The following is a 22,383-nucleotide window of genomic DNA, read 5'->3' as shown; positions in this document are numbered from 1 at the left end:
GGCAGCATGCCCGGTCAAGTTCCTTCAAGCCAGCACATCTTCCGCCGGGGCAGCATCGGGACATGCGACGACTGGTTGTCATCGAGTTCCTCACCGTCGACGGCGTCATGCAGGGCCTCGGCTCGCCCGAGGAGGACACCGACGGCGGGTTCACCCACGGCGGCTGGGGCCGGCCCTACGCGGCGGCCGTCCACGAGGCCGTCGACGCCGGCGGCCCGGACCGCACCTCGGCCTATCTCTTCGGCCGGCGCACCTACGAGAAGATGGCGGCGTACTGGCCGTACCAGCCCGACGACGTCCCGATGGCGCGCCGGCTCAACCAGGCGCCGAAGTACGTCGCGACCCGCACCCTCACCCGGCTGGACTGGGCCGGTGCGCACGTCCTGGACGGCGAGCTCGGGGCCGCCGTCGGGCGGCTCAAGGCCGACGGCGAGGGGGACCTGGCCGTGCTCGGCAGCGGCGCGCTCGTGCACCAGCTGATGCTGCTCGACCTCGTCGACGAGCTCCGGCTGTTCGTCCACCCGCTGCTCCTCGGCACCGGCAAGCGGCTGTTCCGCGACCTGCCCCGGCCCCGGCGGCTCCGGCTCACGGCGGCGGGGACCACCAGCCTGGGCACGCTGGTCCTCGGGTACGAGGTGTCCGGCCAGCCGGTCGGGCCGGCGGGGGCGGAGGCGGAGACCGCGACCCGGTGAGGCGGGGTGCGCTACGGGCCGGAGCCCTTCTCCCCGGGCCGACCTGGGCCACTCTCCGCCGGCGGACCGGACTCCCGCTCCCCCGGCGGGCCGGCCGACGGCGGCCGGATGCCGTCGAGGAGCAGGTCGAGGATCCGGTCTGCCCGGTCGGGCGTCACCGGCTCGCCGATCAGCGCGAGGTACAGGACGGAGCCGAACAGGGCGTCCACCACCGCGGCGAGGTCGGCGTCCGGGCGGACCTGACCCCGGGCGACCCCCTCCTGCAGCCGGGCCAGGACGCCGTCGTGCGCGGGGCCGGTCAGGCCCGCGTGCAGCCGCTCGGCGTCGACGGGGTCGGCGGCGGCGGCCGCGACCAGCGCGCGGACGAGGGCGACGGCGTCCTCGTCCTGAAGCTGGCGGACGACCTGCGCCAGCCAGGTGCGCAGCTCACCGTGGAGGTCGCCGGTGCCCACCGGCGGCGCCGCCACCAGCCCCTCGGCCCGGTCGCGGACCGTCTCGGCCACGATGTCCGCCCGGGACGGCCACCACCGGTAGATCGTCTGCCGCGACACGCCCGCCCGGGCGGCGATGGCGTCGATGGCGAGCCGGTCGTAGCCGACCTCGCGGAGCAGGGCCGCGGTGGCGGCCAGCACCGCCCGTCGCGCTCGCTGGCTCCTGGGTCTGCCCGGTGCACGCTGCTGCGCCATCTCTCGACCCTACGGCTACACTCACGACGCTGGACACTGTGTCTCGTATCGTCGCGATGACACAAGTACCGAAGGAGGCAGCATGGTGACACGTCGGCTGACGCCGGACGTCCTGGATCCGCAGCTGCGGCGCACGTTCCGGTTCTTCCCCAACCCGCCCGTCCGGCACGGCTGGCAGCGCAGGCTGACCAGGGCGGCGCTGACCCTGCTGCCGAACCCGGAGACCCCGCCGGACGTGCGGTACGAGCGGGTCGACCTCGGCCCCGGGACGGCGGCGCACGTCTTCACCCCCGCCGGGGGCGGGAACGGCGGGGCGCTGCTGTGGCTCCACGGCGGGGGCATGCTGATCGGTGCCGCCGTCCAGGACCAGGCCCGGTGCACCAGCATCGCCCGCGAGCTGGGGATCACCGTGGTCTCCGCGGACTACCGGCTCGCCCCGGAGCATCCCTTCCCCGCCCCGCTGGACGACTGCCACACGGTCTGGCGCTGGCTCGTCGCGCACGCGGCCGAGCGCGGGATCGACCCGGCCCGGGTCGCCGTCGGCGGGCAGAGCGCCGGCGGGGGTCTCGCCGCGGGCCTGGTCCAGCGGCTGCACGACGAGGGCGGGCCGCAGCCGGCCGCGCAGTGGCTGTTCTGCCCCATGCTGGATGACCGCACCGCCGCGAACCGTGAGCTCGACGCGGTGCGGCACTTCGTCTGGAACAACAGCTCCAACCACGCCGGCTGGCGCGCCTACCTCGGCCAGGAGCCCGGCGGCGACGGCGTCGCGCCCTACGCCGCGCCCGCCCGGCGGGCGGACCTGTCCGGGCTGCCGCCGGCATGGATCGGGACCGGCGACATCGAGCTGTTCTTCGCCGAGGACCGCGACTACGCCCAGGCACTGACCGCCGCGGGCGTGGACTGCACCCTCGACGTCGTGCCGGGCGCCCCGCACGGCTTCGAGTCGCTCGCCGCGAGCACCGACCTCGCCCGGCGCTACGTCGCCCGCTCCCGCGACTGGCTCGCTCGCCAGGTCGCACCCGACCCCGGCACGGCCGGGGCATAACCGAGCGAGGCCGGGACCTCACCGCACGAGGGCGAGACGAGGTGAGCCCGACGGCGATCGTCACCGGCGGCGCCGGCGGCATGGGCCTGGCCACCGCGCGGATCATGGGGCGGGACCACCGCGTCGTCGTCGCCGACCTGGACCGGGACCGCGTCGAGGCCGCCGCCGCGGGGCTGCGGGCCGACGGCGTCGACGCCGTCCCCGCCGTCTGCGACATCACCGACCGGGCATCGGTCGCCGCCCTGTTCGCCACTGCCCGCGCGGCCGGTGACCTGCGGGCGGTCGTGTACACGGCCGGCGTCAGCCCGCAGATGGGCGACGCCGCCGCGATCGTCCGGATCAACGCGCTGGGCACCGTCCACCTCACCCGGGCGGCCCTCGACGCGGCGGCCGAGGGGTTCGCGCTCGTCAACGTCGCCTCCATCGCCGGGCACATGCTGCCGTCGGTCCTGCACCCGACCCGCACCTACCGCCTCGCCCTCACCGACCCGGCCCGCTTCGTCGAGAAGCTCACCGCGAGGGCGAACCTCGGCCCGGCGTCGGGCCGCCCCGGGTCCGCCTACGCCTCTAGCAAGAGCTTCGTCATCTGGTACACCCGGCGGATGGCCGGCGCGTTCGGGGCGAAGGGAGCGCGCGTCCTGTCCGTCTCCCCCGGCACCTTCGACACCGCCATTGGACGGCTCGAGGAGAAGAGCGGCTCGGGCCGGCTGGTCGACTACGCCGCGCTCAGGCGCTACGGCCGTCCCGAGGAGATCGCCGAGCACCTCGCCTTCTGCGCCAGCACCCGGCCCGGCTACCTCACCGGCACCGACATCCTCTGCGACGGCGGCACCCGCGCCGGGATGGGCCTGAAGGGCATGATCGCCATGGCGCGGGGGAGCTGACTGGGCCGGGCACCCGCACGGGCGGCGGCCTCGCCACGTCCTCCGCCGAGAGCGGGATCGTGCGCCCGGGGTCAGACCCAACGGAAGAAGCGGGCCGCCAGTGCGCCGGTCACCGCGGCCCAGGCGCCGAGCGTCACGAGGTGTGCGGTCTGCGGCTGCTCACCGGTCCACGCCGCGGAGAGCGCGGAGTTCCCCGCACCGTACGGCAGCGTCTCACCCACCGTCTGGAGCACCTCCGGGAGGGCGGCCATCGGCCCGAAGCCACCACCGAGCGCGAGCATGAGGAAGAAGGCGACCAGACCGAGCGCGAGCGCGGCGTTGACCGTTGGAGCCAGGGCCGCGACGAGCGTCCCGATCCCGTACATCGCGGCCACCGTCAGCCCGCCGACGAGCAGTGCCCAGCCCGGGCTCACCGGCAGCGTGACGCCGAAGAACGTCGCCCCGACCACCAGCATGAGCCCGACCCCGAGGAGCACCTGCGCCAGGCTGACCAGCATCTGCGCGGCGAGGATCATCGCCGGCCGCGCCGGAGTCACGGCCAGGCGGCGCAGGATGCCGTACTTGCGGTAGGTCGCGAGGAAGGAGGGCATGTTCACCACGCCGACGAGGGCGATGACCATCGCGACGGTCAGGGGCATGATGATCGCGTTCATCACGGTCGACCCCCCGGGCAGCACCTGGTCCCCGTCCTGGGTGAGGCCGTTCATCACGAGGAGCAGGGCAGGCAGGCCGATCGGGATGATGAGCCCGGAGGTGTCGCGAGTGACCATCAGCGCCTCGGCGCGCAGGAGGTGGCCCCAGGCGGCCGCCGGGACGCGGTGCGCGGGCGGCAGCGTCGTCGTCATCGTGCAGTCCTCTCGAGGTCGGGTGCCGGCTCGCCGAGCTCGTGCCCGGTGAGCCGGAGGAAGGCGTCGTCGAGCGTGGCGCTGTGCGTGCGGAAGTCGGTCGCGGGCACCTCGTGGCGCAGGAGCGCTCCGGCCACCTCCCGGACGAGGTCGCCGCGACCGATGACGGTCACGTACCCGGCCTCGACCGTCACGTCCTCGACCCCGGGCAGGGCGGTGAGCAGGGACGGCTCGAGCGGTGCGTGAACACGGAAGCTCAGGCGGTCGGCCCCTGCGACCTGCCGGATGAGCCCCTCCGGGCTGTCGAGCGCGACGAGCCGCCCGGCGTCGAGGACCGCGATCCGGTCGCAGAGACGCTCGGCCTCCTCCATGAAGTGCGTGACGAGGACGACCGTGATGCCGTCCTCGCGCATCTCCTCGATCAGTCGCCACATGCCGCGACGCGCGCTCGAGTCGAGACCGGTCGTCAGCTCGTCGAGCACCGCCAGCCGCGGCCGGCCGACGAGGGCGAGGGCGATGCTCAGCCGTTGTCCCTGGCCGCCCGAGAGGTTCTCGTACCGGGTGCCGCGTACCTCGGCCAGGCCGAGGCGCTCGAGGAGGCCGTCCGGGTCGAGTCCGTCGCGGTAGAAGGAGCGGTACATCCGCACGAGCTCGATGACGGTGAGGCTCGGGTGCAGGAACTCCCGCTGCAGCTGCACGCCCACCACCTGCTGCACCCGGGCGCGTTCCTCGCGCGGGTCGACGCCGAGGACGCGCACCCGCCCGCCGTCGGGCTCGCGCAGCCCGACGGCGCACTCGACCGTCGTCGTCTTGCCCGCCCCGTTGCGGCCGAGGATCCCGACGATCTCCCCGCGCTCGACGGCGAGGCTCACGCCGTCGACGACGGCGCGGCCCCCGTAGCTCTTGCGCAGGTCCTCGATCTCGACGACCGGCATCGTTCCTCCTTCGTCCTGGATGTTCGTCCTGGATGCCGCGGCGGACGGCCACGAGCCACGTGGCCGCCGCCGCGGCACGGCACCCGTCCTCCAACCGGTGCACCGACCACGCTAGGAACGTGAACCTGCCGGCCACATCTGCCGGTTGTCACCGGTACCGCCCATGACTTCCGGCACCTGACCGTGGGCCGACGTGCTCCGTAGGGTGAGGCCATGGCAGGCAGCAGCCGGGTCCAGATCTGGGCCGGTGCGAGCATGCTCGTCCTCTGCGTGCTCATCGGCGTGGTGGAGGGCAGCGGCGTCCTCGCAGTCGGGTCGTGGACGTACTTCGTGCCGTGGCTCGTCGTGTTCGTGGGCTACCTCGCCGCCCTGGTGGTGGCGAGCGTCCGCCGGACCCCGGCGACGCCGCGCGGCCGGCTGCTGCTCATAGCCGCCCCGGTGCTGCTGAGCAACGCGATCGTGCTGCTCTCCCCCAGCCGCGGAGGCCTGAGCCTCATCCTGCTCGTCCTGTCAGCGGCCATCGCCAGCCTGCACCTGGAGCTTCGCGGGATCACCGGGGTCGTGCTGTGGAACTCCGCAGTCGTGCTCGCCGCCGGCGCCGCGCTCGGTCCGCTGGTCGAGCGGCCGAACCCGCCCGTCGAGATGCTCCTCGTGACGTTCCTCTACGCCCTGCTCCAGGCCGCGAGCGCCGCGATGATGTGGAGCCAGCGTCGGGTCGAGGAGGCCCTGCGGGAGCTGGGCGTCGCGCACGTCGAGCTGCGCAGCACGAGCGCGCTGCTCGCCGAGTCGAGCCAGGCCCAGGAGCGGCTGCGGATCTCCCGCGAGCTGCACGACCTCCTCGGTCACCAGCTCACCGTCCTGTCGGTGGAGCTCGAGGTGGCGACCCACCGCGTCGAGGGACTGGGCCGGGAGCACGTGCTCCGCGCCCGTGGACTCGCCAAGGACCTGCTCGCCGACGTGCGCTCCGTCGTGGGCACCGAGCGGCGGCGCAGCTTCGACCTGGCCGGCGCGCTCGCCCAGGTCACCGAGGAGATCCCGCACCCACGGGTGCACCTCGACGTCGAGCCGGGGCTCGGGGCCGACGACGACCACGCGGCGGCCGTCGTCCGCGCCGTGCAGGAGATCGCCACCAACACCATCCGCCACTCGGAGGCGGAGAACCTGTGGATCACCCTCGCCGAGGTCGACGGAGCCCTACGCCTGGAGGCCCGGGACGACGGCTGGGGCGTCGCGTCCGTCGTCCCCGGCAACGGGCTCAACGGCCTGCGGGAGCGCGCCGCGGCCCTCGGCGGCCGGGTGGAGCTCGACGGTTCGGACGGCTTCCGGGTGCGCGTGGAGCTGCCCGTCCGTGCGGGAGCTCCGGCGTGATCCGCGTCGTCATCGCCGACGACCAGACCCTCATGCGGCAGGGGCTGGAGAGCCTGCTCGCCATCAGCAAGGAGGTCGCCGTCGCCGGGCACGCCGCCGACGGCGACGAGGCACTGGCCCAGGTGGCCGCGCTGGACCCCGACGTCCTGCTCCTCGACCTCCGCATGCCCGGCCGCGACGGCATCGCCACGCTCGAGGCCCTGCGCGAGCGCGGCAGCGAGGTGCCGGTCCTCGTCCTCACCACCTTCGACGACGACGAGCTCGTCCTGCGTGCCCTGCGCGCCGGGGCGCGCGGCTACCTCCTCAAGGACGTCGCGCTGGACGAGCTCGTCGGCGCGATCCGCACGCTCGCCGCCGGCGGAACGCTCGTCCAGCCGGCGCTCACCGAGCGGCTGCTGCGCACCATCGGGTCCCGTCCGCAGCCCGACGACTTCACCCACCTGCCCACCCCTGAGCCGCTCACGCCGCGGGAGACCCAGATCCTCAGGCTGCTGGCCAGCGGATTCACCAACCGGGAGATCGCCGATGCGCTGTTCCTCGCCGAGGGCACGGTGAAGAACCACATCTCCACCGTCCTGGCGAAGCTCGGCGTCAGGGACCGCACCCGCGCGGTGCTGCGCGCGCTCCACCTCGGGCTGCTGCCGGCGTCGTCGTCGTGAGCTCCTCAGGTTCCTGGCCGCGGTTCCCCAGGGCCATCGAGCCCTGACTGCCGCGCGAGGACCGCGGCTGCGGTCCGGTTCGGGACCGCGCGCGTGGCCGAGGACGTCGGCGACGTGGTTCGAACGGTCTTGGGGCCGAGGACGGCCTGCGTGCGATCGCCGGGTTGTCGTGGCCCCGGGCCAGCAGGTCGCACCTACCCGAAGGCCCTCGATGCGCCTTCCACCTGCGGAAGCCCGGCCAGATAGGCGCCGCGTTCGGGGGGAAGGGCGCGCTCGTCCTGTCCGTCTCCCCCGGCACATTCGACACCGCCATGGGACGGCTCGAGGAGAAGAAGAGCGCCTCCGGCCGGCCGGCGCTGCGCAGTCGCCACCTGCGCCGAAACAGCTGCCGCCGATCCGAGCCGAGGTACCGAGATCCGGACGGGAAGAAATCGTATTCTCGGAGGGTGAAACGGACCCTGCCCGCCCTGATACTGGTCGCTGCCCTGCTGGCCGGGTGCAGCAGCAGCCTGCCCGCCCCGGGTGACGCGGTGGCCGACGTCCCGGACTACGCGATGACCGGCGCCGAGCCGCGGGCGATCACCCCGGAGCCCTACGCCCGGACCCCCGAGACCGTCCTGCCGCTGGAGGACCCAGACCGGCCCGTCGACGGTGCCGGGGTGCTGCAGGTGACATGGCCGGACCAGGCCGGGCCGATCTACCACCCGGTGTCCCTGGCCCACTATGCCTTGTACATGCTCGAGTCCTACCGGACCACCGGCACCAGGGAGTACCTCGACCGGGCGGTCGCCAACGCCGAGGCGCTGCTGGACGGGGCCGAGGAGCGGGCCGGCGCGCTCTGGTTCCCCTACGGCTTCGACTACCAACTCCACGACGACGAGGCCCAGACCCTCACCGCGCCGTGGTACTCCGGGATGGCGCAGGGCCAAGCCCTCTCGCTGTTCGTGCGCCTGCACGCCGAGACCGACGACGACCGGTGGACGGACGCCGCGGACGCCACGGCCAGGACCTTCGACGCACGCCCGGGCGAGGGCGGCCCGTGGTTCGCCCACGTCGTCGACGGGCACCTGTGGTTCGAGGAGTACGTCGACGACGCGGTGGCGCCGACCCAGGTCGTCAACGGGCACATCTACGCCGCGTTCGGCCTCTACGACTACGCCACGCGCACCGGTGACCCGGACGCTGCGCAGCTGTTCGACGGCGCGGCGACCACGGTCGCCGAGACCTTCGACACCTACCGGCTCCCGGGTGGGCTGTCGTACTACTGCGCGGCCCAGTACTGCATCGACACCGACTGGCGTCCCCCGAACTACCACCGCGGTGTCACGAAGCAGTTCGAGTCGCTGGCCCTCATGACCGGCCGCGGCGTGTTCCTCGAGCAGGCCGCATCGTTCCGCGCCGACTATGCCGCCTCTGGGGCGAGCGCCTAGTCCTCGCTCCGTCCCGCACCCGGAGGACCCCCCTCGCTCATCCTCGCTCCGTCCCGCACCCGGAGGACCCCCCTCGCTCATCCTCGCTCCGTCCCGCACCCGGCGGGTCCCCCTCGCTCATCCTCGCTCCGTCCCGCACCCGGAGGGTCCCCCTCGCCTCGCCTGGTCCCGCACCCGGAGGGTCCCCCTCGCCCGCCGCGCACCGCTCTGTCCACCCGCACAGATGGCGGCGACGGTGGACGTGTCGTTGCAGCGATGCAAGCATCACCGGGGTGGACAAGCAGCCGATGAGGGGCGGCGACGAAGCGCTCGGGCCGGACGACCCGTCCTCTCGACGCGACATGTTGGGCCGGATGGTGAGGGCGTTCGAGAAGCACGCAGTACCGGCTTACGGCCTTCCCGCCGCATGGCAGGGTCCTCGTTGCCTCCGGTCCGCCGAGCACGCCGAGCACGCCGAGCACGCCGAGCACGCCGAGACTACGTCTCACGGGGACGGGTCAGTCCTTGACCGCGAGGTCAGCTATTCCGTCGATCACGGCGAGGATGCGGAGCGTCGTCGTGCTGCGCCATTCTTGACCGTCACAACCTCCGACGGACCTCGACCGCCCGTGGAATGGTTGCTCGCCGTCGCTGCCGGTGAGCAGCGGGTACCGCACGCGCTGGAGCTCATCACAGGCGGAGCCATCGCGAACGAGGTCGGCGTCGCCGTCGACGGCACGACGACGACGTTCAGCACGTTGGAGCGGGACGGCCTGGTCGCCGCGTCGGCGGACTTCCACGATCTGGCCATCTCGTACGTCGGGCGCGGCATCGACGTCCCGGCTCTCGGTCTGGCCCAGATCACCGACATGGCACCGTACGTCTCCGGGTACTGGGAACGGTTGCGCCGGCTGGGCATCACGTTCTGACCGCCGATCAGGCAGTGAGGAACTCGATGAGGACAGGCGCCAGCACCTCCGGCGGAACGACGTGCTCCTGCCCGTCGAGGATCTGGAGCCTGCCCTCCGGCAGAGCGGCGGCCACCGTCCTGCTGGCCGCGATCATCCACTCGGGATTCGCCCCGCCGGCCAGCACCAGAGAGGGGATGCGCACCCGGGCGGCCTGTTCGGCTGGTGTCTGTCCTGCCCTGCTCTGCACGCTCGTGATGGCGTACGGGTCGTAAAGGAGCGTCGGCGCGTTGCCGACCAGCTCGGGGTCCTGGCTCGCGGCCTCGGCGATCTCTGGCGGCAGCCCCGCCCCCTCGAAGAAGAGCCGCACCACGTCCGCTCGCCGGCCAGCCGCGAGCATCGCCGCGACCTGCTCGGCCTCCGCGCGCTCGGCTCGCTGCTCCTCCTCCGTGCCGGACCCGAACGCCGGGTCGTGCAGCACAGTTTTCCGAATCGGCAGACCGCCGGCGGCGGCGTGAAGGACCAGGGCAGCGCCCGAGGAATGGCCGTACACCGAGGCGTGACCGCCGGCCACGGAGATCACGGCCTCCAGGTCCTCGACCTCCCGCTCGACCGCGTACGGCGAGGTGTCGCCGCTCGCCCCGCGCCCACGACGGTCATAGATCAGCACGGTCAGGTGGCCTGCCAGCCGCTCGGCGTACGGGCGGAACGGGGTGCGGCCCTGCAGCGCGCCCGGCACGAGCACCACGGCCTCACCCTGGCCCCTGGCCTGGAACGCGATCGGTGTGCCGTCCGCAGACAGCACCTGTCCGTCGGTCACCATCGGACCCTCCTCTCCTGGAACTGGACCGTACAGTACTGGGATAGTACTGGTCCGTCTAGTACCGATCGGCTAGGGTTCGGGAAGACTGAGGAGGCGACGGGTATCGACGGCGTGGCAGACGTCCGGAGGGACGACGACGGCGCGGCTCCGGCCGCCGGAGCGGGTATCGGACGGTCGGCGCGCAAGCAGCACGCCATCCTCGAGGCATCGCGGACGGTCTTCCTCGAGCAGGGGTTCGCCGGCGCGAGCATGGACCAGGTGGCGGCACTGGCTCGCGTCTCCAAGCAGACGGTCTACAAGCACTTCGCGAGCAAGAAGGCGCTGTTCGAGGCCGTCATCATTGACGACATCAGCGCGACCGAGACGCTCACGCACGACATGGTCGCCGGGCTCGGGCGCAGCACGGATCTCGAGGAAGACCTGCGCCGGTTCGCGCGTCGGCACGTCGTCGACGTCACGCAGCCGCACCTGCTCCGGCTGCGCCGGCTCATCGTCGCCGAGGCCGACCGATTCCCCGAGCTCGCCGAGACCTGGTACGCCGCGGGTCCCGCGCGGGCGCACACTGTCCTTGCCGAGCAACTCGAGCAGCTCACCGAACGCGGCCTGCTGCGCGTGGACGACCCGCTGCTGGTCGCCGAGCAGTTCAACTGGCTCATCCTGTCCGCTCCGCTGAACAGGGCCATGTTCCACCCCGGCGACGAGCTATCCGAGCCGGAGCTCGAGCGCTACGCCGACGCCGCCGTGCGCACCTTCCTGGCCGCCTACCGCCACCAGCCCAACGATGGCGGCTAGGCCGCCGACGGCCTAGGCGCTCATGGTGCCGAACTGCTCAGGGTGGGGAACGAGTGCCGCGCGTGCGCGCGTGTTCCGGTGCGGATGGCCGAACGGGGCCCGAAGGGTCAGAGGGTGCAGAGCCAGGCTCGGATGCGGCCACGGGCATTGGTGTAGGGCGAGGAGGTGTTGAGCGAGATCATTCGTCCCATGGTCCACCTGCCGTACCATTGTTCGCCGTAGAGATCGTCGTTGGAGTAACGGTGGATCAGGGCGATGATCTGGTTCTTCGCATCGGTAAGCTGGGTGCGCAGGTCGTCCCAGGACTCGCTCTGGTGCTCCGCGTAGTAGCGCTGGGCGAGCAGTCCCAGCTCGTTCCACCTGGCTCCGTGGGCGGGGAACTCGTCGGGCAGCCCCTCGGCGCGGCGCCGGTGCCAGATGAGGACCTGCTGGTTCCAGCCGATCAGGTAGGCCACCAGGTCCGCGGGACTCATCGTGGTCCCATTGACGTGCCCTTCCAGGACGGGTTCCCGGACCCTCGCGAGAGGCACCCTGTCGAGATCGGCGCTGAGCTGGGTGAAGGACTTCTCGATCGTGGCGATGAGCTCGTCCTTGGAGGAGGGAACAGCCATGGGGTCCTCGGGTCTGCGCGGTCTCAGATCTGCCCCGCGCGTCGGGTATCGCAATCGATCCTAGCGGCGCGCCGAGCCATCTTCGGCCGTCGAAGCGCCTGGCACGGTACGCGAGTCGCTGGCTGCCACCGGCCTTCGCGGCTGCACCGCTCGGTGGCCGCCCTCCCCTGTCGACGAGCACCTGTCGCAACCTCCCGAAGTTGTGACCGTAACCGCCCGGGCACTTCTCGAAATGTTCGAGGAGGCCGACCAGGTCGTCGATCGCCCACCTCGGGGGTCGAACCGGAGCCCTCGCGGCCGTTGGCACGCCGGTTACCCAGTTGCGCCTGCACCATCGGACAAAGTCATTGATTACGACCAGCCGGAGGGTTCACCGCGTGATCGCGACGCGGAGCGCTCGAGCGTGCTCGGCCAAGAGGAGTCCCGTGATCTGCAATAGTCGTTACTAACAGTTCCTCCGAAACTGTTAGTAGGCTTGCCGGCGTGCGCACAATTGCCGTCCCGGCCCTCGATCAGTCAAGCGTCACTTGTGCCGCGCGGCCGACCGCGCCCGCGCGATTGCGATCGTCTCCCGGCCACTGACAGGCTTGACCTTGCCGCTCACCAGCTCGTCCAGCCGCCGGTCGATCGCCTCGTCCCAGGCGGCGTCGATCTCGGCCTGCTCCGCCTCATCAACCTGTTGGAGGGCGACCGCGGCGATTTCGCGCTCGTCGGCATCGAGCGCCTTGCCCGCCGCGATGTAGTCCGCCAGCTTCGGAGTCATGCTTCGCGTGTATGTCGACAGGCCGACATGGGCTGTGGACGGCGTCGCCGCCATGCGACGGCTGCCCTCCCCTGTCGACGAGCACCCAGCCCAGGCTCCCGGAGGCGTGATCGCAGCCGCCACGACGCTCCTCGAGGTGCTCGGGGAGGCCAACAACGTCGACACCCCACCTCCAAGGCCGAGGCCGGCCCGAGCGCTTGTGACCGGCAGCGAGGCCATCACCAGGTCGCGCCTGCGCCACAGACAACGTCGCCGACGATGTCGACGAGCCGGAGGGCCGACCGCGTGACCGCCGTCGAGCGCTCGAGGGTGCTCCGCAGGCCACCACGACGAGTCCCGTGATCTGCAACAGCCGTTACTAACATTTCTCCGGAAAGTGTTAGTAGCCTTGGTGGCGTGGACACACTTCCTGTCCCGGCCCTCCATCACGAGGACCACATCTGGGTCGTCGAGCGCGACGGCTTGGCCTCGCGCGCCAGGATCGCTGCCGCCTCGGGTCCGTACCGCTCCGCCGTCGTGCCGGCAATCGCCGAGTACGTGCCCACCCTGCCGGCCGACCTGGCAGCGGACGCCGAGGAGGCCACCGCGGCGCTGTCGCGGTTCGACTCCTACGCCCGCTCGGTGCTCGGGGCCGACTCCCCCACCCTCGGGCCGATGTCGTCCATCCTGCTGCGTACCGAGTCGACGTCGTCGTCGCAGATCGAGAACCTCACCGTCGGCGCTCGCCAGCTCGCCCTGGCCGAGGTCGACCAGTCCACCTCCGGTAACGCCCAGCTCGTCGTCGCCAACGTGCGGGCCATGGAAGCCGCGCTCCGGCTCGCCGACCAGCTCGACGAGCGGGCCGTCCTGACCATGCAGGCCGAGCTGATGCGCGCCCAGCCCGGCTGGGCCGAGCACGCCGGTCGCTACCGTGACCGGCTCGTGTGGGTGGGCACCAGCACGCTGACCCCCCGCGGCGCCTCCTATGTCGCCCCTCAGCCCGAGCAGGTGCCAGCCGCGATGGCCGACCTGATGCGCTTCGTGCGCCGCGACGACCTGCCCGTGCTCGTGCAGGCCGCGATCTCGCACGCCCAGTTCGAGACCATCCACCCGTTCGCCGACGGCAACGGGCGCACGGGCCGCGCCCTGGTGCATGCGCTGCTGCGGGCCAAGGGCGTGATGCGCTGGACCACCGCGCCGGTGTCGGCCGGACTGCTCAAGAACACCGGCGGCTACTTCGACGCGCTGACCACCTACCGTGCCGGCAACGGCCGTCCCATAGTCGAGCAGTTCTCCGACGCCTCCCGCTTCGCCGCCTCCTCCGGTGCGGAGCTGATCGACGACCTCGCGGCCCAGCTGAGCGACGCCCGCCGGCGGCTTGCCGGGCTACGCCCTCAGGCCGTGGCGTGGCGGGTCGTGCCCCACCTGGTCGCCCACCCGGTCGTCAACGCCAACCTGCTGACCACCACCCTCGGGCTGAACCAGATGGCAGCCCAGCGCGCCCTCGCTCAACTAACCGACGCCGGCGTGCTCGAGGAGCGCACCGGCAAGCAGCGCAACCGGATCTGGCAGCATCCCGGGATCATCGAGGTGCTCGACGTCTACGGCCAGCGGCTGCGGCGCACCTGACCTCGACGGCGGCCGCCGCCGCCCGGATCCAGGTCAGGGGCGGCCTGGGCGGCGATCGCCGGCGACGTCGACGTGCGCGTCTCGCCCACCCGCCGGGCGCTGGCCGCCCCGGCCGGACACACTGGCCCCACAGCCCCCGAACCATCAAGCGGATGAGGACGACATGAGCACCTATCCCCCGTACGGCCCCGGCGACCCGTCCGGCGGGCCGGCGCGCCCCTCGGGCGACGACCGGACGATCGCGGTCCTCGCGCACCTCTCACCCGTGATCGCCATGGTGCTCAGCGCCGGGTGGCTCAGCTTCCTCGGCCCGCTCATCGTCTGGCTGGTGTGGCGCGAGCGGGGCTACCTCGTCCGCAACGCGGCGGCCAGCGCCTTCAACTTCAACATCACGGTCTGGGTGGCCACGATCGTCGGCTGGATCCTCTTCATCACCCTCATCGGCATCCCGCTCGCGATCGTGCTGTGGATCGCCGCCGCGGTCCTGCAGGTCGTCTTCTCGATCATCGGTGCGGTGCGAGCCAGCCGCGGGGAGGCGTACCGCTACCCGCTGCAGGTGCCGATCCTCCGCTGATCCAGCCTCCTCTGCTGCCCCCGACGGAGGCGCTGATGGCGGCGGCCGGGTCGGGACTCACGCCGGGACGGGCACGCTCTCCCCGCTGAGCGCACCGGCAAGGAGGGCGACGAGCGCCTCCACCTGGACCTCGGCCGCGGAGGTGATCTCCGCGTCGGAGCCGTCGAGCGCCCGCGCGGCCAGCCCCGCCTTGCTGTCGATGAGCTCGGCGATCCGGGCGTCGATGGTGTGCGCGGCGATGATCCGCCACGCCGTCACGGGCTCGTCCTGACCGATCCGGTGGATGCGGTCGATCGCCTGGGTCTGTTCCGCGTCCGTCCACGACAGCTCGGCGAGCACCATGTTGGACGCAACCTGGAGGTTGAGGCCCACCCCGGCCGCGGTGAGCGAGCACACGGCGACGGCGACGTCGGGGTCGTTGGTGAAGGAGTCGATGGCCTGCTGCCGCGCCCGGGCCGACTGGTCGCCCCGGATGGACACGGACCGCAGGCCACGTCCGGCAAAGATCTCCTCGGCGGCGTCCATGACGTCGACGTGCTTGGCGAAGAAGACGACCTTCCCGACGCTGCGCACGAGCTGGGCGGCATAGTCAGCCCCCGGGCCCGCCTTCGCCTGCCCGAGGCGCCGCATCATCGTGAACACGTTCTCGGCGGACTTCTTCTCCGCCGTCGCGGCCAGCTCCCGCCTGGCCACCTGCCGGGCGAGGTCCATGTCGATCCCCGCGCCGACGTCGCTCCCCCGGGCCTCGAGCGCCCGGCGGTAGCCGGAGACGAGCCGGTGGGTGAGCGCCTCCTCGGCGGTGCGGATCGTGCGGGCGGCCTGGTCGTCGAGCTCGACCGGCAGGTCGGCGACCCGGCGCTGCGGGATGTCGGCCGCCACTTCGACCTTGCGGCGGCGGACGATGCCCTGCTCGATCACGCTCTGGCGGGCGGCGGGGTAGAAGCCGGGGTCGGCGGGCGTGCGGCCGATCTCCTCCAGGGCGGCCATGAGGTCGCCGCGCGGCTCCTTCTCGTCGATCCAGCCGAGGAACTGCCAGATCGCCCGGAAGTCCTCGATGTCGTTGATGAGCGGAGTCCCGGTGAGCGCCATGAGCAGCGGGCGGCCGACGCGGGCGCGGATCCGCTCGGCGATCTCGAGCACGTGCTGGGAACGCTGGGACCGCTTGTTCTTGATGTAGTGCGCCTCGTCGACGACCATGCCGCGGAAGCCGAGGTCGCCGAGCCAGCCGAGGTGCCGGTCCAGCAGCTCGTAGTTCACGACGACGATGTCGGCGAACCCGTCCACCGTGTCGCCGTCGCCCTGGACCACGGTGGTACGGCGTCGGGGCGTCCAGATTCCCGCCTCACGTGCCCAGTTCGCCTTGACGACGTTCGGGACGACGACGAGCAGCGGGTAGGCGCCGGCGGCCTCCGCGGCGAGGAGCGCCTGGGCGGTCTTGCCCAGGCCGGGCTCGTCGGCGAGGAGGAAGGTGCGGTGCCCGGCCGCCGCGGCGGCGACGACGCGTGCCTGGTGGGGCATCAGCTCCAGGCCGCTCTCGACCTGGACGTGCGCGGGCTCGGGCAGGTCCATGCAGGACGAGGTACCGCCGAGCTCGAAGGAGCGGAACAGCGGACCGAGCAGCTCCCAGCCGGCGAGGCGGCGCGGCCGGACCTTCCGGTTCTCGAACGCGGAGTAGTCCGGCGCGAGGAAGGGGTTGGCCAGCTGACGTGCGACGACCGACGGCGGGACGGGCTGGTGCTCGGCGGAGGGGTCGGGCGCCGGCTCTGGCTCGACGTCCTCGGTGACCTCGATCCCGGCCTCGCGGAGCAGCGTGCGGCGCAGGTCCTTGGCCGCGTCCGTGAGGGCGGTGTCACCGTCGAGAAGGCCGAGCAGGGTGGTGTCGCGGGCCGCGGTCTTGGCGAGGATGACGGCGATGCCGTCGAGGCGCTTGAGCTGCTCCGCCCGCCGGGCCTCGCCCAGGCTCGGGTCGGCCTTGACCTTCGCCCGTTCCTCCCGCACGAGGAGGGCGAGGACCTGGAACTTGGTGCGCAGCGACGGCGTCGCGCGACGGCGCTGCACGCCGGCCTCAACCTCGCGGACGAGCCGGGCGAGCACCGGGATGATCCCCTCGTTGTCGGTCTTCCGGACCCGGCCGCGGGGCGGGGCCGTCTGTTGCGCCACCGACTGGCGCGGGTCTCGTCGAGACAGGGGTCCTCCTCAGTCGTCGCCGGCGTCCGCAGGGATGATCTGCACCCCGCCCGCGCCGGCCCGGTGGGCCGTCCAGGAGCCTGCTCCGGCATGCTCCCCGGGCACGTCTGCCGGCCCGAGAGATCCGCCGCCGGGGCGACGGCCCGGAGGGTGCGCCCACCGTGGGTCGTAGGGCCGCGTGGTTGCGGCCCGGACACCGGCCTCGGCGCACGAGACGCCCAGAACCAGCCGGTGATGCAATCATTGTACGACGCGTCCGTCCCGCCGGGACGCGCGGCCGGCGCGATCTTAGGCACACCGCCGGCGCAGCCGCGGCGCGGCGCCCGCAGACCCTCGGCCTCACCCTTGGGCAAGGGCACCCGAACGGGGGATGGAGTCCTCCCGAGGCTCAGCGGTTCGGATAGACGACCCACGCACGCAACTACCACCTCGTATGAAGGGGTGGGGGTGGGGATGGCAGTTCCTGCCGTACCCATCCCTCGGCGGCGCTCGACCTGGCCGGGTTTGCCCGGCCCCGGCTATTGACCCGCCGCGCGTCCTGACGGTGCCGTGCCGCGCCGGGGTTTCGCTGGTCCTGTACCTCCGGCGCAGGCAGGTCCGCGACAATTGCGCGAGGCGCCGCGCTGCGATCCTGGCTGACGTACGCGGACTCCCCGCACTACTCCGCGGGAGCATCTGATCCGACCGAGCCGGGCCTGGGGCCTCGAGGTCATCGGGCAGTGCGATGCCGCCGTCGGCCAAGCCGGCAGGCCGAGCCGGGAGACCATCTCGGGCACATTCGTGCTGAGGGTTGCCCAGATGACGTCGTCACGGACCCTGTCGTCTTGGTGCACGGCCAGGGTGCGCATCTGGTAGAGGCTGTGCCACTGGACGCCCGGGAAGCCCTTCTTGTAGTCGGAGTGCAGCTTGGAGGCCGCCTCGGCGATGATCTCGATCGATCGCTGTGCCGCCATACGCGTCTTGAGGGCCGCGAATGTGTCCGCGTCGAAGGCCCGGCGACCGTCGCTGACGATCCTGGCGCAGATTCGCGCCTGCTCGAGGATGTCCGAGAGTCTGCGTCGCGTCTGCTCGGGGTCGAAGGGCCGGGTACTGCGTCGGAAGCCGTGCTGGGCGAAGTAGTCGTCCCCGGACTGTGTCGTGTCCTCGTCGGTGCCGTCAACAGGGGGCAGGGTGCTGTCGGGCCCCTTCCGGGCGAGGTGGCCGGAGCGCACTGGCGGGTCGCGCGGCTGTCAGCGGCCGGCGCTCACAGGGCCGCTGCCTCACGGCGTGCCGCAGTCAGCACCCTGTCCGCCCTGGATCCGCGGTCCGGGACGACGTCGACCGGCACGGTGAGAATCCGTGCCGCCTCATCGGCGGACTCCAGGTAGGCGGCCGCGGCGTCGTCCTTGGGCAGCTCGACGAGCAGGTCGACGTCGGATGCGCATGGGCGATCCTCCCCGCGGGCCACGGAACCGAAGACCCGCCCGTTCGTGACGCGGTGCCGCCGGGCGGCGTCGAGTATGGCCGCACGGTTGCGGTCGAACAGGATGCTGGGCCGGGCAGACAGGGTGGCCCGCAGGCGGGCGACGGTCCGGGGTTCGGCGCTGCGGCGCCCTGCGTCGATGGCGGCGAGGTTCGACTGGGCCATGCCGGCGCGGGCGGCGACATCCGCCCGAGTCAGCCCGAGGGCGTGGCGCCGGTAGCGGGCCCATCGGCCGAACGACATCTCGTCCAGGGTCGGCTCGTTTGCTATATTGCACCGTGTGTATGTGCCTGACGTACGCCCCCTCTGTGTCAACCTGGCGTAGCACTCCGCGTAGGCGAGCAGCGCGATCTGCAGTTCGAGCGAGTCCGCGTGCACGAGGCGGGCATCGACGTTTCCGGCGTAGTCGTGCATGAGCATCGGGATGAGGAAGTACGCTGCAACCACACCACCACCGCAGACGAAATCCTATACTGGCAGCTCGTTGCCACGTTCTCCATGCACTCCCGTTCCTCATGCAACAGCAGCGCGTGATTGTTGAGCTGCCACGATGTGGCGTCGCAAGGACGGTCATTGTGGCGAATCGCTCTGGGCGGTGGCATTGTTCGCTGCAGCGTGCGGGGCTGCAACAGACCAGCGACAGACCCCCTCAGTTCATCGCGAGGTTGCTGTCATCGACGACAATGGCGATTCCCATGACGAACGAGGCGCGGCCCGAGGCCAGCCATAGCACGGCATCGGCTTGCTCGCGGGGTTCCCTGACGCGCTGAAGAGGCATCACGCTTGCCACCTCCATGGCGTCCCCCGCGGACGGCCTCGCGGCTCGGCCGGGAGGCGCGATGTCGACCTTGCGCCAGGCCCGAGCCGAGGCCCAGACACGACGAAGCCCTGGTGAAAGTTGCCTCTCATCAAGGCATTTCCGTCGGGCTGGCGGGATTTGAACCCACGACCCCTTGACCCCCAGTCAAGTGCGCTACCAAGCTGCGCCACAGCCCGTCGGCCCGCTCGGCGGGCCGGTGACAGGCTACCGCAGTGGTGGCTGCCGCTCGAACCTGCGCGCTGTGCCGGCCGCCACGAGCATGCAGCCGATCGGCGCCTCGCCCGGGCATCGGGAGCGAGGGTATCCAGGAGGTAGCAAGAGCGTTGGCTCAAGGGGCGTCCTCAGTCCGACCACAGCCGCGCCAGCGGCGAGCCATCCAGCTCGGCCAGCAGGTGCGCGACCGACTCGTACACCGCCACCGCTCCCGCCTCGCGCAGCTCGGGCTCGCTGATGCCGCCGGTGAGCACCCCGACGCAGGAAACACCGGCCCGCCCGCAGGCCTGCGCGTCCCACACCGCATCCCCCACGAACACCGCCCGGTCGGCGGGCACACCCGCCTTCGTCAGGGCGGCCTGGACGAGGTCCGGGGCGGGTTTGGCCTCCTCGACGTCGGCGGCGGCGGTGATGCCGTCCACCTCGCCGTCCAGGTCCAGGACCTTGCGGATGCGCTCGAGCTCATTGGGCGCGGCCGACGTCGAGACGACCACCCGCACTCCCTTCGCCCGCAGCGCGCGCACGAGCTCGGGCACCCCGTCCAGCCGCCGCTGGCGGTGGGCGACCTGCTCGTACACCCGCGCATGGACCTCCTTCGCCCGCTGCCCCACCGCCCGCGCGCCCTCCGTGCCGAGCAGCTCGGGCAGCAGCAGGTCCGAGCCCATCCCGATGCACCGGTGGATCCGCCAGGACTCCACCGGGTGGCCCACCTCATCGAACGCCTGCGACCAGGCGTCGACGTGCAGGTAGTTGGAGTCCACCAGCGTGCCGTCGGCGTCCAGCAGGGCCGCCCCGGGGGCGTTGTCGGTCATGTCCCTAGTGCTACCCCGCCCGACGGCGGCCCGCACCCGGGCGGCTCACTGTCACCGCCGTGCCACCACAGTTCCCCGCCGCGGCCGACGCCGCCGGCCCATCAGCCGACCACCCTGGACGCCGCCGACGGCGACCGGGCGAGCGCGTGCGTGACCCCACGCGCCCGGAGTCCCCGCCGCCAGGCACTACTACCCGCGCAGCAGCGCCGGTGGGACACTCGTGGCGTGAACGCCCTGGTGTTCACCCCGCCTCCGGCCGGGCACGGCGCCCACCGGCGGCACCGCCACGTCGCCCCCGGGCGACCCGGAGCGCCGGCGGGCCGGGCCCGCGCCGCACCTCCCCGCGCCGACGCCCCCCGCCACCGTCACAGCCGGGCCACGGTCTTCCCGCGCTCCACGGTTGTCCGCCGCTCCCCACGCTTCCGGCGCTTCCCGCCCGTCCCGCGCCCCTACCGCCGACCCCGCGCCTGGCTCCTGCTCCTAACCCTCCTCACCGGCTGCACCCCCGCGCTCGAGGAGACGGTGCCGCCCACCCCGACGCCCGACCGGCCCACCGCCACCACGACCGCCACCGCCGAGAAGCTCACCGCCTTTCCGGCGCCTTTCCCGGTCACCGGGCTTGTCGACCCGGTCCCGGCCACGCTCCCGGCGGCCGACGCTGCCGCCCTCACCGACGTCCTCACCCAGGCCCTGACCAGGGGCGGGATCCGGGGCGGGTACAGCGCCGTCGTCGTGGACGCCGAGCGCGGCACCTGGACCGGCGCGGTGGGCACCGCGGACGGCACCCGCCCGATGACGAGCGAGCACCAGTTCGCGATCGGCTCGTTGACCCAGACCGTCGTCGCCGCCGAGGTGCTCCGGCTCGCCGAGACCGGGCTCCTCGGGCTTGACGAGCCCATCGAGCGGTACCTGCCGGCCGGCCTGGGCTTCGACACCAACGACGCCACCGTCCGCGAGGTGCTCGGGATGCGCAGCGGCATCCCGGACTTCCGGGAGACCGTCGGCTACAGCATTACCGTGCACGCCGACCCGATGCGCGCGTGGACGCCGGCGGAGGTCCTCGGCCTCGTCGGCGACACCCGCTTCCGCAAGGGCACGATCCCCTCGGAGTCCGCCACCAACTACGTCCTGGCCGGTCTGGTGGTGGAGACGGTGACCGGGCGGGAGCTGCACGCCGCGCTGCGGGCCGGGGTGCTGGCCGGGCCCGGGCTGGACCGGCTCGTCCTCCAGCCGGGCGAGCGGCCCACCGAGCCGGTAGCGATCCCGTTCGGCGTCGGCCTGGAGCCCGGCACCTGGAGCCGCGGCGGCGGGTACCTGCTCTCCCTCTCCGAGGCCAGTGCCGGTGGCGCGGCGCGGGCGATGGTCGCCGACGCCCCCAGCCTGGCCCGGTGGTGGACCCGGCTGTGCGGCGGGCACGTGGTCTCGGGCACGTCGCTGACCGAGATGGCTACCTTCCCCAGCCACCAGATCGGCCTCGGGCTGCACGACCTCACCGCCGCCCGCGGCACCCCCGCCGTCGGCGCCTACGGCTCAACGCCCGGCTTCGCGGCGTTCGCGGCATGCCTGCCCCGGGACGGGCTGGTGGTCGTCGTGCTGACCAACCACTACCTCCCGTTCGGCGTCTACGACGTCGCGCTCGAGCTCCTCGACGCGGTGCGGGACCGCTGACGTCCGCGGCGTTCGACCGTCCGGGTGCGATGGGTTTGCCGACGGCGGGCGGCGGCCCGACGGCGTCCGGGCGGGTGCGACGACGGGCGCCCGGCCGAGGGCGTCCCGGTCCCAACAGCACCCGACGGCGCCCGGCGGCTTCGACCTGCATGGCGGCCCGAGCCGGCTCGGTTGCCGGACGCCCAGACGGCGCCGAGACTGTCCGTGTCCGCCGTCGGACGCCCGCAGCCGGGCAACCGCCGGGCGACCACCCAGGGAGGGAGCGACCGATGACGCAGCACGACCCCGAGGACATCCAGAAGATGGCCAGCGACGCCCCGGAGCAAGACACGGACCAGGTGCCCGACAAGCCGGGGACCGACGTCCCCAACAAGGAGACCGGCGTGGGGCTCGGTGCCGGTGCCGCCAGCTCCTTCGAGGGGGAGGAGGACGCGGACACCGCAGCCGACCGCTGACCCGCCTCCGCGCGCCCCGGCGCTTGCCGGCGACCCGGCCCCGCACGACGCGGGCTCGGCGACCCATGGCGCCAGGACGGGCCGTCCGTGTGGTACTTATGACGGGTATCAGAGCCTGTTGCTTTTTGGGGATGCTCTTAACGAGCACCACAAGATGTGGGCCT

The 22,383-nt window shown here is 72.5% G+C and carries 23 protein-coding genes and 1 tRNA gene; 12 read left to right on the top strand and 12 right to left on the bottom strand.

The genetic code is table 11. The features are described 5' to 3' along the window. Positions 1-62 precede the first annotated feature (62 nt). Entirely contained in the window at positions 63-692 is a 630-nt protein-coding gene (locus MF406_RS08605; protein WP_242897606.1) for a dihydrofolate reductase family protein, read from the top strand. Positions 693-703: 11 nt separating this feature from the next. On the opposite strand, the gene MF406_RS08600 is transcribed toward MF406_RS08605, so the two are convergent. After that, positions 704-1,378: a TetR/AcrR family transcriptional regulator gene (locus MF406_RS08600; protein ID WP_242897605.1), complete on the bottom strand. Its 675-nt coding sequence runs from the start codon at positions 1,376-1,378 to the stop codon at positions 704-706. An 82-nt stretch (positions 1,379-1,460) separates the two neighbouring features. Between MF406_RS08600 and MF406_RS08595 the strand changes: the two genes are divergently transcribed. Both MF406_RS08595 and MF406_RS08590 read left to right on the top strand, forming a co-directional pair. After that, positions 1,461-2,423 (top strand): alpha/beta hydrolase, encoded by a 963-nt coding sequence (locus tag MF406_RS08595; protein WP_242897604.1) that lies wholly within the window; start codon positions 1,461-1,463, stop codon positions 2,421-2,423. A 41-nt stretch (positions 2,424-2,464) separates the two neighbouring features. After that, on the top strand, positions 2,465-3,307 hold the full coding sequence (locus MF406_RS08590; protein WP_242897603.1) for an SDR family NAD(P)-dependent oxidoreductase: 843 nt from the start codon (positions 2,465-2,467) through the stop codon (positions 3,305-3,307). 71 nt (positions 3,308-3,378) lie between these two features. Here MF406_RS08590 and MF406_RS08585 read toward each other — a convergent pair whose 3' ends face one another. Continuing rightward, on the bottom strand, positions 3,379-4,152 hold the full coding sequence (locus MF406_RS08585) for an ABC transporter permease (RefSeq protein WP_242897602.1): 774 nt from the start codon (positions 4,150-4,152) through the stop codon (positions 3,379-3,381). Then, positions 4,149-5,087: an ABC transporter ATP-binding protein gene (locus MF406_RS08580; RefSeq protein ID WP_242897601.1), complete on the bottom strand. Its 939-nt coding sequence runs from the start codon at positions 5,085-5,087 to the stop codon at positions 4,149-4,151. The genes MF406_RS08585 and MF406_RS08580 overlap by 4 nt, the downstream gene beginning before the upstream one ends. A gap of 213 nt (positions 5,088-5,300) precedes the next feature. Between MF406_RS08580 and MF406_RS08575 the strand changes: the two genes are divergently transcribed. From MF406_RS08575 to MF406_RS08560, 4 genes are all read left to right on the top strand, one after another. Beyond that, complete coding sequence (locus tag MF406_RS08575; protein WP_242897600.1) at positions 5,301-6,455, top strand: sensor histidine kinase; 1,155 nt, start codon at positions 5,301-5,303, stop codon at positions 6,453-6,455. Continuing rightward, positions 6,452-7,114 (top strand): response regulator transcription factor, encoded by a 663-nt coding sequence (locus MF406_RS08570; RefSeq protein ID WP_242897599.1) that lies wholly within the window; start codon positions 6,452-6,454, stop codon positions 7,112-7,114. The genes MF406_RS08575 and MF406_RS08570 overlap by 4 nt, the downstream gene beginning before the upstream one ends. 446 nt (positions 7,115-7,560) lie before the next feature. Beyond that, a complete protein-coding gene (locus MF406_RS08565) occupies positions 7,561-8,544 on the top strand; it encodes a D-glucuronyl C5-epimerase family protein (protein WP_242897598.1) in 984 nt (327 codons plus the stop codon). Positions 8,545-8,816: 272 nt separating this feature from the next. Then, positions 8,817-9,452, top strand: coding sequence for a hypothetical protein (locus tag MF406_RS08560; protein WP_242897597.1), 636 nt, complete (start codon positions 8,817-8,819; stop codon positions 9,450-9,452). A 7-nt stretch (positions 9,453-9,459) separates the two neighbouring features. On the opposite strand, the gene MF406_RS08555 is transcribed toward MF406_RS08560, so the two are convergent. Beyond that, the gene (locus MF406_RS08555; RefSeq protein ID WP_242897596.1) at positions 9,460-10,254 is read right to left on the bottom strand and encodes an alpha/beta fold hydrolase; all 795 of its coding nucleotides are present in this window, start codon (positions 10,252-10,254) and stop codon (positions 9,460-9,462) included. A 111-nt stretch (positions 10,255-10,365) separates the two neighbouring features. Between MF406_RS08555 and MF406_RS08550 the strand changes: the two genes are divergently transcribed. Beyond that, a complete protein-coding gene (locus MF406_RS08550) occupies positions 10,366-11,046 on the top strand; it encodes a TetR/AcrR family transcriptional regulator (RefSeq protein WP_242897595.1) in 681 nt (226 codons plus the stop codon). Between the two features lie 107 nt (positions 11,047-11,153). On the opposite strand, the gene MF406_RS08545 is transcribed toward MF406_RS08550, so the two are convergent. Together MF406_RS08545 and MF406_RS08540 are read right to left on the bottom strand one after the other, a co-directional pair. Beyond that, the gene (locus tag MF406_RS08545; RefSeq protein WP_242897594.1) at positions 11,154-11,657 is read right to left on the bottom strand and encodes a ClbS/DfsB family four-helix bundle protein; all 504 of its coding nucleotides are present in this window, start codon (positions 11,655-11,657) and stop codon (positions 11,154-11,156) included. A gap of 523 nt (positions 11,658-12,180) precedes the next feature. Beyond that, positions 12,181-12,420, bottom strand: coding sequence for an addiction module protein (locus tag MF406_RS08540; RefSeq protein ID WP_242897593.1), 240 nt, complete (start codon positions 12,418-12,420; stop codon positions 12,181-12,183). 396 nt (positions 12,421-12,816) lie between these two features. Here MF406_RS08540 and MF406_RS08535 point away from each other — a divergent pair, with 396 nt between their 5' ends. Then, positions 12,817-14,028, top strand: coding sequence for a Fic family protein (locus tag MF406_RS08535; protein ID WP_242897592.1), 1,212 nt, complete (start codon positions 12,817-12,819; stop codon positions 14,026-14,028). Positions 14,029-14,191: 163 nt separating this feature from the next. After that, positions 14,192-14,602, top strand: coding sequence for a DUF4870 domain-containing protein (locus MF406_RS08530; RefSeq protein ID WP_242897591.1), 411 nt, complete (start codon positions 14,192-14,194; stop codon positions 14,600-14,602). A 57-nt stretch (positions 14,603-14,659) separates the two neighbouring features. On the opposite strand, the gene MF406_RS08525 is transcribed toward MF406_RS08530, so the two are convergent. The 6 genes from MF406_RS08525 to MF406_RS08505 all read right to left on the bottom strand — a co-directional run bounded on the left by MF406_RS08525 (position 14,660) and on the right by MF406_RS08505 (position 20,096). Beyond that, positions 14,660-16,762, bottom strand: coding sequence for a DEAD/DEAH box helicase (locus MF406_RS08525; protein WP_242897590.1), 2,103 nt, complete (start codon positions 16,760-16,762; stop codon positions 14,660-14,662). Positions 16,763-17,307: 545 nt separating this feature from the next. Next, positions 17,308-18,000 (bottom strand): DUF86 domain-containing protein, encoded by a 693-nt coding sequence (locus tag MF406_RS19080; RefSeq protein ID WP_371744644.1) that lies wholly within the window; start codon positions 17,998-18,000, stop codon positions 17,308-17,310. 32 nt (positions 18,001-18,032) lie between these two features. Then, entirely contained in the window at positions 18,033-18,698 is a 666-nt protein-coding gene (locus tag MF406_RS08520) for a nucleotidyltransferase domain-containing protein (protein ID WP_242897589.1), read from the bottom strand. Between the two features lie 202 nt (positions 18,699-18,900). Further along, entirely contained in the window at positions 18,901-19,041 is a 141-nt protein-coding gene (locus MF406_RS08515; protein ID WP_242897588.1) for an SDR family oxidoreductase, read from the bottom strand. Positions 19,042-19,173: 132 nt separating this feature from the next. Continuing rightward, positions 19,174-19,247 (bottom strand) — tRNA-Pro (locus MF406_RS08510). 165 nt (positions 19,248-19,412) lie between these two features. After that, a complete protein-coding gene (locus MF406_RS08505; protein ID WP_242897587.1) occupies positions 19,413-20,096 on the bottom strand; it encodes an HAD family hydrolase in 684 nt (227 codons plus the stop codon). Positions 20,097-20,321: 225 nt separating this feature from the next. Between MF406_RS08505 and MF406_RS08500 the strand changes: the two genes are divergently transcribed. Both MF406_RS08500 and MF406_RS08495 read left to right on the top strand, forming a co-directional pair. Continuing rightward, positions 20,322-21,764 (top strand): serine hydrolase, encoded by a 1,443-nt coding sequence (locus MF406_RS08500; RefSeq protein WP_256463948.1) that lies wholly within the window; start codon positions 20,322-20,324, stop codon positions 21,762-21,764. A 269-nt stretch (positions 21,765-22,033) separates the two neighbouring features. Further along, entirely contained in the window at positions 22,034-22,219 is a 186-nt protein-coding gene (locus tag MF406_RS08495; RefSeq protein WP_242897585.1) for a hypothetical protein, read from the top strand. Positions 22,220-22,383 lie beyond the last annotated feature (164 nt).

The sequence above is a fragment of the Georgenia sp. TF02-10 genome (assembly GCF_022759505.1).
In the GTDB taxonomy this organism is placed as follows: Bacteria; Actinomycetota; Actinomycetes; order Actinomycetales; family Actinomycetaceae; genus TF02-10.
This window is presented reverse-complemented; position numbering and strand designations above follow the sequence as displayed.